Source organism: Clostridium sp., from assembly GCF_051656525.1.
Taxonomy (GTDB): domain Bacteria; phylum Bacillota; class Clostridia; order Clostridiales; family Clostridiaceae; genus Clostridium.
The window spans coordinates 1-12,299 of the sequence record NZ_JBOGCC010000275.1 but is presented as its reverse complement, the minus strand read 5'-3'; the positions used below and the strand labels follow the sequence as shown (position 1 = coordinate 12,299).

At 27.8% G+C, this 12,299-nt stretch carries 14 protein-coding genes and 1 riboswitch; of the genes, 3 read left to right on the top strand and 11 right to left on the bottom strand.

Going from position 1 to position 12,299, the window contains the following annotated elements; all coding sequences use genetic code 11:
• Positions 1–106 precede the first annotated feature (106 nt).
• A riboswitch (cobalamin riboswitch) is annotated at positions 107–287 on the bottom strand.
• Between the two features lie 101 nt (positions 288–388).
• Both ACRDDY_RS13540 and ACRDDY_RS13535 read right to left on the bottom strand, forming a co-directional pair.
• Entirely contained in the window at positions 389–1,834 is a 1,446-nt protein-coding gene (locus ACRDDY_RS13540; RefSeq protein WP_438565472.1) for an MFS transporter, read from the bottom strand.
• Positions 1,835–1,850: 16 nt separating this feature from the next.
• The gene (locus ACRDDY_RS13535) at positions 1,851–2,282 is read right to left on the bottom strand and encodes a MarR family winged helix-turn-helix transcriptional regulator (RefSeq protein ID WP_438565471.1); all 432 of its coding nucleotides are present in this window, start codon (positions 2,280–2,282) and stop codon (positions 1,851–1,853) included.
• Between the two features lie 219 nt (positions 2,283–2,501).
• Here ACRDDY_RS13535 and ACRDDY_RS13530 point away from each other — a divergent pair, with 219 nt between their 5' ends.
• Positions 2,502–4,361 carry a sulfatase-like hydrolase/transferase gene (locus ACRDDY_RS13530; protein ID WP_438565470.1) on the top strand — a complete coding sequence of 620 codons (1,860 nt, stop codon included), beginning with the start codon at positions 2,502–2,504 and terminating at the stop codon, positions 4,359–4,361.
• Positions 4,362–4,400: 39 nt separating this feature from the next.
• Here the strand turns inward: ACRDDY_RS13530 and ACRDDY_RS13525 are convergent, their stop codons facing one another.
• The 6 genes from ACRDDY_RS13525 to murI all read right to left on the bottom strand — a co-directional run bounded on the left by ACRDDY_RS13525 (position 4,401) and on the right by murI (position 7,508).
• A complete protein-coding gene (locus ACRDDY_RS13525) occupies positions 4,401–5,075 on the bottom strand; it encodes a helix-turn-helix domain-containing protein (RefSeq protein ID WP_438565469.1) in 675 nt (224 codons plus the stop codon).
• Positions 5,076–5,080: 5 nt separating this feature from the next.
• A complete protein-coding gene (locus ACRDDY_RS13520) occupies positions 5,081–5,443 on the bottom strand; it encodes a DUF3783 domain-containing protein (protein ID WP_438565468.1) in 363 nt (120 codons plus the stop codon).
• Positions 5,444–5,454: 11 nt separating this feature from the next.
• On the bottom strand, positions 5,455–5,973 hold the full coding sequence (locus ACRDDY_RS13515; protein WP_438565467.1) for a peptidylprolyl isomerase: 519 nt from the start codon (positions 5,971–5,973) through the stop codon (positions 5,455–5,457).
• Between the two features lie 48 nt (positions 5,974–6,021).
• Entirely contained in the window at positions 6,022–6,177 is a 156-nt protein-coding gene (locus tag ACRDDY_RS13510; RefSeq protein WP_438565466.1) for a hypothetical protein, read from the bottom strand.
• Positions 6,178–6,260: 83 nt separating this feature from the next.
• Complete coding sequence (locus ACRDDY_RS13505; RefSeq protein ID WP_438565465.1) at positions 6,261–6,530, bottom strand: STAS-like domain-containing protein; 270 nt, start codon at positions 6,528–6,530, stop codon at positions 6,261–6,263.
• A gap of 207 nt (positions 6,531–6,737) precedes the next feature.
• Positions 6,738–7,508 carry a glutamate racemase gene (gene murI / locus ACRDDY_RS13500; protein ID WP_438565464.1) on the bottom strand — a complete coding sequence of 257 codons (771 nt, stop codon included), beginning with the start codon at positions 7,506–7,508 and terminating at the stop codon, positions 6,738–6,740.
• A gap of 322 nt (positions 7,509–7,830) precedes the next feature.
• On the opposite strand from murI, the gene ACRDDY_RS13495 reads away from it, so the two are divergent.
• Entirely contained in the window at positions 7,831–9,732 is a 1,902-nt protein-coding gene (locus ACRDDY_RS13495) for a glutamine synthetase (RefSeq protein ID WP_438565463.1), read from the top strand.
• 38 nt (positions 9,733–9,770) lie between these two features.
• On the opposite strand, the gene ACRDDY_RS13490 is transcribed toward ACRDDY_RS13495, so the two are convergent.
• Positions 9,771–10,016: a hypothetical protein gene (locus tag ACRDDY_RS13490; protein ID WP_438565462.1), complete on the bottom strand. Its 246-nt coding sequence runs from the start codon at positions 10,014–10,016 to the stop codon at positions 9,771–9,773.
• Between the two features lie 146 nt (positions 10,017–10,162).
• On the bottom strand, positions 10,163–10,951 hold the full coding sequence (locus tag ACRDDY_RS13485; RefSeq protein ID WP_438565461.1) for a methyltransferase domain-containing protein: 789 nt from the start codon (positions 10,949–10,951) through the stop codon (positions 10,163–10,165).
• Between the two features lie 413 nt (positions 10,952–11,364).
• On the opposite strand from ACRDDY_RS13485, the gene ACRDDY_RS13480 reads away from it, so the two are divergent.
• Positions 11,365–11,559, top strand: a complete 195-nt coding sequence (locus ACRDDY_RS13480) for a hypothetical protein (RefSeq protein WP_438565460.1) — start codon at positions 11,365–11,367, stop codon at positions 11,557–11,559.
• A 106-nt stretch (positions 11,560–11,665) separates the two neighbouring features.
• On the opposite strand, the gene ACRDDY_RS13475 is transcribed toward ACRDDY_RS13480, so the two are convergent.
• Positions 11,666–12,299 (bottom strand): HlyD family efflux transporter periplasmic adaptor subunit (locus ACRDDY_RS13475; protein ID WP_438565459.1); only part of this gene is annotated, 634 nt, incomplete at its 5' end.

The window sequence follows — 12,299 nt, the reverse complement described above, 5'->3', positions numbered from 1 at the left end:
TAATCAGGGTATCTTGATTAATACGCAAAAAAATACGCATTCCTTAAAGGTATGCGTTAAATACGTACATTTTATACATATTATCATTGTCCAACCCTCAGAAGACAACAATACTCACATAAAGGCAGGTATCCCGGCTCAGAATCATCCTAAGTCAAGCCTTCCCACAAAAAAATCTGCAGTGGCATAAAAAGACTTCGTTATCTATACGGTTACTGGGGTAGCTAAGGCATCTAACCTTATTCCCTATTAAGCTTTAAAAAAAGCACCATTTACAAGTTAATCACCCTAATCTTACTTTCAAGTTAATCAAAAGTCAACACTTTCTAAATATCTTATTCACATTTAATTAAAAAGACGTAGCTCTCTCACTACGTCTTTAATAATCTTATTTAATTCCTGCTAGTTTTCTTTCTTTATTAATTTTAAGTATTATACTTAAAACTATTATTGCTCCCACAAAACAAATTATTGATGCAATTAAAAGAACTGTATCCATAGATGTTGTAAATATTCCACCTTTTCCTGGAATAAACCCTTTTACTACATATCCTAATTTACTACTCATTAAATCATAAAGAAGTGATGTTGCAAATGTTATACCACAAATCATTCCTAAATTTCTAACAAGTCCATTCATACTTCCTGCAATACCTAACTGCTTTTTATCTACAGCAGACATTACGATTGCATTCATAGGTGCTTGGAAGAATCCATTTCCTGCTCCTGTTATTAATAGATATACTATGATTATTCCTAAGTTTGTATTTGGTTTTATTGTGCTTAATAGGAAAAATCCAATACCACATATTATTAGTCCAATAAAAGGTAGAAACTCTCTTCTCATCTTATCTGAAAGAGATCCTGCAAGTGGTGCTGAAATTGACAATGCTATCGGATAAACCATCATCAATAGCCCACTCCATCCTGGAGAAATTCTTCTTACTGATTCATAATAAAAAGGTATTAATATAGTATAGCTACTAGTTGCAGTAAATATTAAAAATGATGACATAATTCCTTTTGAAAATCTGTGATTTCCAAATATTTTTATATCTAGTACTGGTGATTTAAATTTAAATTGTGTAATAATAAACATAATAAATCCAACTACTGCAACTACAAATGCTAATAAAATATATTTATTAGAATATCCATAAACACTACCTTCTGTTATTGCAATAACTAATGAAGTTATTGTAACTAGAAATAATACTGTTCCTATTATGTCCAATTTAGGTCTATTTTTTGTTGATATTTTATTTACTGGTAATACTTTAAATGCAAGTATAGTTGCAATTATTCCAATCGGAACATTTATAAAGAATATATCTTCCCATTTTAATTGGGATATTATCCCTCCTAAGGCTGGTCCCATCATTCCACCAAGAGCAACTACTAACCCAGAAATCCCTAAAGCTTTTCCTCTTTCTTCTGGCTTAAATACCGCTGTTATGATTCCCTGACTATTTGCCATAGTACATGCAGCTCCAAGTCCTTGAACACCTCTACATATTATTAATATTGTAATATTATTTGATAATCCACAAATTAATGAACCTATAGTAAATATAATTATTCCAATCCTAAATACTCTTGTTTTTCCAATTATATCTCCAAGTCTACCAAATGTTAAAATTAAACCTGATATTACAATTAAGTATACAGTAATTGTCCATTGAACACTCTCCATAGGCACTTTTAAATCATGTGAAATTACAGGCAATGCAACATTTACTATACTTCCATCTACACATGCCATAAAAGTAACTATAACTATACTAAATAAAATAATCCATCGTCTTTTATATATAATATCTTCTTTTGCTTCCATTATTCTTCTCCTTTATTTATTTTTCTGTTTTACCTACCATATATTCTAATTTACTCATTAATTCCATTCGTTCATCCATCCCCATACCGTCAGTCATAATTAAAACCCAGTCAGTCAATACATTAAATATTTCTGGCTTTACTTCACTTCCTTTTTCAGTTAAAAAAACTTCACAAGATCTTTTATCAGTCTCACTTTTTACTTTTTCTATAAACCCTTTTTTTACCAACTTATTTATAACTTTAGTTGTTAAAGCTGGATCTACTGATAACTTATGTGATAAATAAGTTAAATTTACACTCTCGTTATCCGGAATATTTATTATGTACATATATTCTGATGATGTTATATCATACTCTTTAAGATTATTATTTAAATGAACTAAACTTCTTCTATATAACCTAGAAATATACTTTCCGATATGTCTAATATTATTTTTATCTTCCAACTATTTATACTCCTTATCCTTTATCTAAATACTACTATATTTCAATTTATTTGATATGTCAAATAAATTGAAATTCTTTTTTTACTTTTTTTCTATTAAATGTTACAAAAATACATTTTTTTAATATTTAATTATGTTATTATATATTTATTCATAAAAAATATTTTTAAAATTAATAATTTTTACAATTATTTTAATTTTTAAAAAGGGGGAAATTTAATGCAAATAATAAGCTACTTAATTCCTGGACTATCAATAGGATTTCTTAGTTACTTTTTATTTGAAAAAGTTAAAACTAACAAAATTTTATTAAAGGAATTATTAACAAAACTAGTGTTTTTAAATGTAGTTTCCTTAAGTATCTTAAAATTTCTTTTAGGAAAACCTAATATACTTAAAGCTTCATTTTATAACAAATCTTTAACCTTAAAATATATCCTTTTTACTTTATTATTAGGATTTATTTATTTAACTTTTAAAGGATTAATACTTAGAAAACTTCATTTTGAGCCTATAACTGAAAAAAAATCTTGGAAAATCATAACTCTACAAATTATCTCAATTGTTTTTATTGCCATTGGAGCTTTCTTTATATTCTTTGCTGATTGGTTTATTGATTATTTTGGAAATATTACTCCAGAGCAATTTCTATTCAATTTACATTCACCACTTAAAGGGACAAGTACTGATATGTATATTGAAATTTTAAATACTCCTGTATTTTCAAGTATTGCATGTATTTTATTGTTTATCATAATTATTAGTTTTAAATACAATATATCTTTAGATTTTAAAAATCATAAATTAAGATTAATTTATATTAAATATTTTAGAATAATTACCTTCATGTTTAGTTTTATTTTTTTAATTTCTGGAGTTTATTACGGTTCAAAGAAATTAAGGCTTCCTGAGGTTGTAAAATCTTACTTCTCAGATTCAGCTTATATAAAAGATAATTACGTTGATCCACGTAATGTAAAAATGGAGTTTCCAAAGAAAAAAAGAAACTTAATTCATATTTATTTAGAATCCATTGAATCATCATATTTTTCAAAAAAACTTGGAGGCTATATGGATGTTAATCTAATGCCTGAACTAGCTACCCTTTCAAAAGAAGGTGTAAGTTTCTCACATAATGATAACTTTGGTGGTCCATATCAAACATATGGTTCAAGTTGGTCTGTTGCATCAATGATTAACATGGGTGCTGGTATTCCATTAAAAATTCCTATGGGTGGAAACTCTTATGGAAAATCAGGAAGCTTCCTTCCTGGTGCAGTTACAATAGGTGATATTTTAGCTACTGAAGGATATAATCAAACTATTATGTTTGGTGCTGATGCTGATTTTGGTGGACTTACAACTTACTTTGGAACACATGGAGATTTTAAAATATTTGATCATAAATATGTTTTAAAAGAAGGTTTAGTTCCTCCAAATTATGATGTTTGGTGGGGATTTGAGGATGATAAGCTATATGACTTTGCAAAGCAAGAGTTAACTAGACTTTCAAAAGAAGGAAAGCCATTTAACTTTACTATGGAAACAGCAGATACTCATTTCCCAGATGGTTATCTTTCTAAGAATGCTGAAAAGAAACATAAGAGCCAATATGCAAATGTTATTTCTTATTCAACTAAAGAAGCTGTAAAATTTATAAAATGGATTCAAAAACAACCATTTTATGAAAATACAACAATAGTAGTTACAGGTGACCACTTAAGTATGGATAAAAACTTCTTTAAAAATTGGGATCCAAATTACCGTAGATCAGTATTCAACTTAATTTTAAATGCTGATCCTGCAACTACTAATAAAAATGTTGATAAACTTAAAAATAGAGCATTCTCACCTGTTGATTTCTATCCTACAATTTTAGCTAGTATGGGTATTAATATTGAAGGAAATAGACTTGGGCTTGGAACAAACATGTTCTCTAATGAAAAAACATTAATAGAACGTGATGGATTAAAAACTTTTGACAGTAGTTTAGGAGAAAAAAGTAACTTCTTTAATGATTCATTTATATCAGAAGATAAAAATAGTACTTTTTCTAATAATTTAGTTACTTATAGATAAATAAAAAGGACTTTTTCAAAACTGAAAAAGTCCTTTTTATTATAAATTTATTTCTATTCTATCTAGTTTTGCTATAACTTGAAGATTTTTAACTTCTACAGTTTCAGTCATTACAGAACCTCTATTACTCATAAGAAGAATTTTAGAATTATCTAATCTTTTGATTTCTCTAATCTTATTTTCTCCTTTATGATTTACTAAAAAGAAACCATTTGAATCTAAGTTACTTACTAAATGTGCAAATACTAAATCTCCTTCAAGTATTCTGCATCCACTCATTTCATCATTTTGGATTTTAATATATAAAACCTTATCTTGTGGATGTCCTTCTATTTTATTAGAATGAATAGGTAATTCTTTGCTTCCTAATACATTTTTTAAAGTATAATCATATATTGGTACATTTTTAAGAACTGATGAAAATGCACTTTCCCAGACTTCATTCTTCTCAATCTTAGTCTTTTTAGGTACAAAGCTTTTTTCATTTTTTCTTTCTTCCATTAAGTCTTTATCTGTAACAACCATGCTTATATCATTAAAATCTGCTTTTAATACTTTCGCTGCTCTATCTATAAAAGATTCTTGTGCAACTTTTCTTCCAAGCTCGACTTCATTTAAAAACTTTTCTGCAACTCCAAGCTTTTTAGCTAAAGCTTTTTGAGTCATATTTTGTTTAAGTCTTGCTTCTTTAATTTTTTCACCAACTCTACTCAAGGTAATTATCTCCCCTCTTGCATCGCTCTATGAAGTTCTCTTTCTTGCATTAAATGATTAATAAGATAATGGAAACTCCACATTCTTGACATTGGTGTAACCATTGCAAGAATAACTCCAGGAACAATGCTTCTTACTTTAACTATAGTCCCTCTAGCTTCACCATCTCCAAAGTCATGAAATAATACAACCTTTTCACTTGGTAATTCTTTATCAGTTTTTAATTCAGAACCCTTATGATTAGGAATTTGACCAATTTTTAATTCAGCCATTTCTGGTGTTATTTCTACAACTTTACCAAAGGCTCTTAATGCTAGTTTTTCTTCTTCATTTAGCCCATAAGCTAATAGACATTTATTTTTTTTCATAGTTTCACCTATTATATTGTTTCTGGCTCTTTTGGCTCATATCCACATAAATCAACAGTTACAGTTTCCATAACTTGATCATCATATGGTCTATCTCCCCTATCTCTTGGCTTTTTAACTATTTCATCTGCAACTTCCATTCCTTCAATTACTTTACCAAATGAAGCATATTGACCATCTAAATGTGGTGCATCTGATGTCATTATAAAGAATTGACTTCCTGCTGAATTAGGGCTCATTGCTCTAGCCATTGATAAAACACCTTTGCTATGTTTTAAATCATTTTGGAATCCATTTGATGTAAATTCACCTTTAATTCCATATCCAGGGCCACCCATTCCTGTTCCATCTGGACATCCTCCTTGAATCATAAATCCAGGAATTACTCTATGGAATATTTTCCCATTATAAAATTCAGTTTCAATTAATGAAATAAAGTTGTTTACTGTATTTGGAGCTATTTCAGGATATAATTCTGCTTTTATAACTCCTCCATCTTTCATTTTTATTGTTACTATTGGATTACTCATATTAAAAATCTCCCTTCAAGCTTTATATTTTTATATTATTCTCTAAAGTTAAACTTTAAATTCAAAGTTTACCTTTAACAATAATATTTTAATTATATTGAAATTATATCTCATATGTGATTTTTTATCCAGAAAATAAAAAAGTTCTACTATATCATTTTTAGATTTAGTAGAACTTTTATATCTTATTCTATTTTCGCTCATTATAATACTCCAATTAATTATTTATTTATACTACGACTAATTTTATAGAAAATCCCCTATTTTACCTATATATCTTTAAATAATTAATTTAAAAATGTAGTTCCCATTACAACTCTTGAATAATCATTATTATTTGTTAAGTTCTTAACAGTAATATTATTGTAAACAGCATCTCTTCCTTGCTCATTTATTAAATCATTAAATAGACTTGTTAAGAATGTGCTAGGAATTCTATCAAATCCTTCAAAATCTAATACTACTTGTTCATCACTACTTTTTATTGTTTCTCTTAGAAATATAGCATCTTCAATCCCAATTTTTTCTCCTAATAACTCTCTTACATTTACCATCATTTTGAACACCTCATTTTAACTTTCTTTATTTGTTTAAATTTTCTGACAATTTACTTTATGTCTATATAATATCAACTCTCCTTATCTTTGTCAACTATTTAACAAACTTTTTTAAAGTTTTTTCTAGATATATTTTATTGTATGTAAATTTCCTTCCTTTTGTTCAAAAAAAATAAAACTATTACATCTCGCAATAGTTTTATTTTTTTATATTTCTAAAAGCTTCCTACTAAGAGTTTCAACATCTTCTCTGCCACATGAATTATAAAAATCAATTGTTCCCTTTTCTTTACTTTCATTTATAAGATTTGCTGCACCAAGTCTTCTTTTAAGTTCTCTAACAGTCCCCATCCCTCCATCTAAGATAGGTATGTCCTTTCCTATAACTTGTGATAAAGCTTCCTTTATAAAAGGATAATGAGTGCATCCTAAAACAACAGCTGCAATTTTTTCATTTTTTAAATCTTTAAATCTTTCTTTTAAAAACTCTTTTAACTCATCACTATCTAAATCACCTGACTCTATAAATTGGACAAGTCCAGGGCATGGCATTGGGTATAAATCTACTTCTTTATATTTTTCAATTAATCTTGCAAATTTATTTTGTTTTATAGTAAATGCAGTTGCCATTATAACAATCTTACCTTCTCTTTTAAGCTCTACTGCTGGTTTTACAGCTGGCTCTATTCCCACTATTGGAACATCTTTATATACTCTTCTTAATTCAGCAACAGCTGCACTAGTAGCTGTATTACATGCCACTACTATAGCCTTAACATTTTTAGAAAATAAAAAATCTACTGCATCAAAAGTTAAATCTCTTATTTCTTTCATTGGTCTATCACCATAAGGTGCATTTATTGAATCTCCAAAAAAAACATAATTTTCATTAGGCATAAGCTTTAATGCATCTTTCATAACACTTAATCCACCAACTCCTGAATCAAAAAATCCTATTGGTAATTCCTTCTTATCCAAAGCTTAATCACTCCACTCTCTTTTAATCTATTATTTATTTTATAACTTTAAATACAATAAATCTACTAACAATTTTTAAATTATATATCATTTTCCAGTAATCTCCTAATACTTTTACTAAAATTTAATTTAATTTTTATTGACTCTACTTATTTTATATAGTAAAATTTTCCTAAGATTTAGAAGAGTAACGAATATTTATCCAATAAAATACTTATTTGTTCGATTATATAGCGAAAGGATGTGAATTTTTTTTATATATATTGTTCATATTTTTGAATATTACAATACTATTGTAGCAATATATATAAAATATTAGATTATGATTGAAAATTTAATTTTTACAATATCTAAAGAAAAGCATAACGAAAATGATTTAAAGGAGATTTTAAAACAGCATAAACAAATCAAATTTGTTTCATTAGTTGGAGTAGACTTATCTGGAAATGATACAGATGAAAAAATTCCTGTTAAGTTATTTTTAGATGACCTTAATTCATTCTTAAACGGAGTCGCTGTTCAAACTGATGGTTCTTCTGTTGTTTTACCAGGTATTGCAACATTACACGACGCTAAAGTTGATATGATTGCTGATTTAGACTGCAATTGGTTCATTGACTACAATTTTGATAATATAGATGAAGAAACTAACCTACCTATCGGTACCTTAAAAATCCCTTGTTTCCTACACCACAATAACAAGCCTGTCGATTCCCGTTATATATTGAAGTCTTCAATAGATACCTATACAAAATCCCTAATGAATTTATTAAAAGAAAACCCACATGCATTAGATAGCATTGGTATTAAATTAGATGATATAGAAAACATTTTAATAACATCTGCTACTGAACTTGAGTTTTGGGTACAAACACCTAATGATACAGCTAATATTGAAGCATTATCAGCTTCGCAAGTTTTACATGAGCATTATTGGACTAAAACAAAAGGTGATGTTAGAACGGCTTTAGAGCAAACTCTTATCCTTATGGACAAATATGGTTTTGAACCTGAAATGGGACATAAAGAAGTTGGTGGAGTTAAAGCAAAACTTAGCTCTGATGGGAACTATGATCATATAATGGAACAATTAGAAATAGATTGGAAATTCTCATCTGCACTTCAAGCAGCTGATAATGAATTATTTATTAGAGCACTTATTCAAGAAACATATAGAAGATACGGTCTTGATGTAACATTTATGGCAAAACCAATTGATAATGTTGCAGGTTCTGGTATGCATGTTCATTTAGGTGTAAGTGCTAAATTGAAGAATGGAAAAATAGTTAACCTTTTCCATGCACCAAAAGATCACTTCTTAAGTGAAATTGGATATGGTTCATTAATGGGACTTCTTAATAACTATGAAATAATGAATCCATTTATTTCATCAACAAATAATGCACTAAAAAGATTAAAACCAGGATTTGAAGCACCTATTTGTACAGTTACATCACTTGGAGAATCACCAACTAATCCATCAAGAAATAGAACTATCTTAGTTGGATTAATTAGAGATGTTGTAAGCCCACTTGCAACTAGATTTGAGCTTAGATCTCCAAATCCACATAGTAACACATATTTAACTATGGCCGTTTCATACCTTTCAATGTTAGATGGTCTTATCTATGCATTAGGAAATAAAAAATCTCAAGATGAACTTTTAGCTGAACTTTCTAAAAAGCCAGGTGAAAATGCCTCATATCTTTCTAAAGAAAGAGCTTATAGATCCGAACTTGATGTTTTTGAACACTACACTGAAGAAGAAAGAGAAACTTTATTTGGAAAGGCTCCTGCAACTATTTATGAAAACTTAAAACAACTTGATGACTTTAAAGAGAAACTTGATGTTTTAAGAAGAAATCCCGTATTTACAGATCAAATCATAAACAGTTTTAGAATGGGTACTATCTCAAGATGGTCAACTGAAATAGAACATAGAGTTATAAATAAATTCTTAAAGCAAGTAAGAGACTCTAAAAGACTACATGACCCTTCATTTGCATCAGATATAGATATTCTTAACTGGACTGAAATATCAAAATTAAGAATCTATATAATGAAAGATAGTTCAACTCAAAAATCTTTATTCACTAGATTAAAAGAAGCATTTGCTCATAACAATTTAGCACTTGCATCTGATCTTTATCTTGAATTAGAAGAAAGAATGGCGTTATTAAGAACACTTTATTCTAAATATAAAAAGAACTTACTTGATATTTAATATCTAAAAGAGCTACAAATTTTTTTGTAGCTCTTCTTTTACATTATATTTACTGAATATCCTTTATTATTTACAAAAGGATTACTATTTACTATTTCTTCTGCTTCTTTAAAATCTTTTGCTTTAAAAACTATCGTCCATCCATTCTTATCGTATTTTCCTGCACACATAAGGTATTTATTCTCTCTTTTGTTATATGGACACTCCCTGTCTATTATAAGGCTTCTTGACTCACTTATACTTTTACAATTTAATTTAACAAATACTTCTGAACTTGATTTCATTAAAAATACACTCCTTTAAACCGAACAAACGTTTGATTCTATTTTATCGAACACTCGTTCCTATGTCAACATAAAATTTTCTTATGTTAACAATATATTACTTTAATTGTAGATATATTCTTAAGTCTAGATATTTTTTTCCTTACTTAATAAAATACCCCAATTATCTCATATCCATTCATATTATTTTCTAAATCTATTAAACTCCACATGCTTTCCTTATTATTCACTGCTACTTTTCTACTAAACTCCCCTGCTGTCTGTCTTGATGTTATATATTTCATTTTCAATCCACTAGCACAAGCTAAATTTATTAAAGAAGTTTGGTTGTAAAAAAATATATGATCTCTCTCTGTATATAAATTACTATTTATATTTGCATTTTGATAATCTACAGATTTTGCATTTGGGACACTAAACAAAATAATTCCATCATCTTTTAACTTCTCTTTTACCTCTTTCAAAAACTTAACTGGATTATTTATGTGCTCTAATACATGAGCAAAAAATATTACATCAAAACTTTTATCACTAAATAAATCTTTATTCCAGACACTATTAATTACATCTAAATTTAACTCATTTTTTATAAAATCACAAGACACTTTAGATGGCTCAAGACCAACTACATTCCATCCACTTCTTTTAGCTAATGATAAAAACTCTCCTGTCCCTGAACCAACTTCTAAAAGCTCGCCTCTTCCTGTCTTTAAAAACCTTAATATCATCTCATAAAACATTGCATGATCTATCATAGTTCCATCAAAGACACCCTGTCTCATTGATACCCATCCTGAATCATAAACTTCATTTATTAATTTTCCAGTATCAATCTCTAGAGGGTTTCTTCTAAACAAACCTTGACACATAGTACATCTATCTAAATCATTATTCACAAAAACAACTGTTTCATTTCCACATATAGGACATAACATAAAAAAACTCCTTTTTTCATTTTTAATTTATTCTATGTAGAATAGAAAAAAGGTTTCCTAAAAATTTTTAAATATATTCCTGAATATCGTTCTAATGAAAAACTTAACAAGATTATTGCTACACTATATTATAGTGCTAATATTTTAATATTAACTCTTAGCATGTTTACTGGGTTTGGAGGAATATCCTTAGTTGGTGGTTGCTTATCTGCTCTAGTTTCTTACTTATGATTTTATCTTTATAGCTATGACATTTTTTCTTCCCAAAATTAATTGGATAAATAAAGTTTTGTTTGAATTTAATACTCTATTAGAAGTATTTATGATATTATTATATAATAAATTAAATATGCTAAATATTTAAAACTAAGGTGATGCAAACATGGATAAAGAAATCTTAGACTTATTAAAAAATGGATGCTAAAATTGATAAAATAGAAATACAAGTATCTGAAAATACACAAATTCTTAAAGCTTTAGAACATTCATCAAAGGTTAGCAAAGCTGAACATTATAAAATAATTATTGATGTAGCTACCATAAGCGGAACTGTAGAATCTATAAAAGAAGATATTTGTAATGTAGAAGTTATAACAGCTAGCAATTAGAAGGATATTGCTAAATTAAAATTAAATGTAAAAAGAGCCTAAATAGGCTCTTTTTACATTATAATTGTTTGTTAAATTTCTACTATATTAAATCTTTAATCTATTTTTATAGACTATTAGTTTTCAATCCTAATTGATTTAAAATATAGTATAGCATTTTTTCTTTTCTTGATATTATCTTTACTTCACAAGCCATTCCAAGTTTTATTTCTCCTGTTTTACCTTGTTTATTTGAAATTGTATTACCACTTAAAGTTGAATCACCTTCATAATATGATAATCCAGTCTTTGGATTTAGTTCTGACGTAACATTTATATTTTCTAATGTTCCTTGCATAAAACCATACTCTGTATATGGGAATGATACAAAACTATATTTTACTGTATCCCCTTTCTTTACATTTCCTATTTCATCATTTGGAATTATTAGCTTTACTTTGAATTTATCATTATTAGGTAATATTTCTCCTATTTGCTGACCTGCTTGTAATACCATTCCAACTGTTGGAACTTGTGGAATATATATTACTCCATTATGATTTGCCTTAACTTGTCCATTTGCTAAAATATCTTTTAATTCTTTTATTTTAATTTTCAATTGCTCATCATTACTTTTATCCCCGTTTAGTGTTCCATTTATTTGTGATAAAAGCTGGTATTTAGTTAATGGCTTATTTAAAGCAGTTTTACTGTTATTTCCTTGCAGTTCATTTAATTGGCTATTTAAAGTTTGAATTTGA

Coding starts and splice junctions, on each gene's coding strand:
- ACRDDY_RS13540 (WP_438565472.1), bottom strand. CDS start 1,834: ATGGAAGCAAAAGAAGATATTATATATAAAAGACGATGGATTATTTTA.
- ACRDDY_RS13530 (WP_438565470.1), top strand. CDS start 2,502: ATGCAAATAATAAGCTACTTAATTCCTGGACTATCAATAGGATTTCTT.
- ACRDDY_RS13520 (WP_438565468.1), bottom strand. CDS start 5,443: ATGAAAAAAAATAAATGTCTATTAGCTTATGGGCTAAATGAAGAAGAA.
- ACRDDY_RS13515 (WP_438565467.1), bottom strand. CDS start 5,973: ATGAGTAATCCAATAGTAACAATAAAAATGAAAGATGGAGGAGTTATA.
- ACRDDY_RS13510 (WP_438565466.1), bottom strand. CDS start 6,177: ATGAGCGAAAATAGAATAAGATATAAAAGTTCTACTAAATCTAAAAAT.
- ACRDDY_RS13505 (WP_438565465.1), bottom strand. CDS start 6,530: ATGATGGTAAATGTAAGAGAGTTATTAGGAGAAAAAATTGGGATTGAA.
- ACRDDY_RS13495 (WP_438565463.1), top strand. CDS start 7,831: ATGATTGAAAATTTAATTTTTACAATATCTAAAGAAAAGCATAACGAA.
- ACRDDY_RS13490 (WP_438565462.1), bottom strand. CDS start 10,016: ATGAAATCAAGTTCAGAAGTATTTGTTAAATTAAATTGTAAAAGTATA.
- ACRDDY_RS13485 (WP_438565461.1), bottom strand. CDS start 10,951: ATGTTATGTCCTATATGTGGAAATGAAACAGTTGTTTTTGTGAATAAT.
- ACRDDY_RS13480 (WP_438565460.1), top strand. CDS start 11,365: ATGGATGCTAAAATTGATAAAATAGAAATACAAGTATCTGAAAATACA.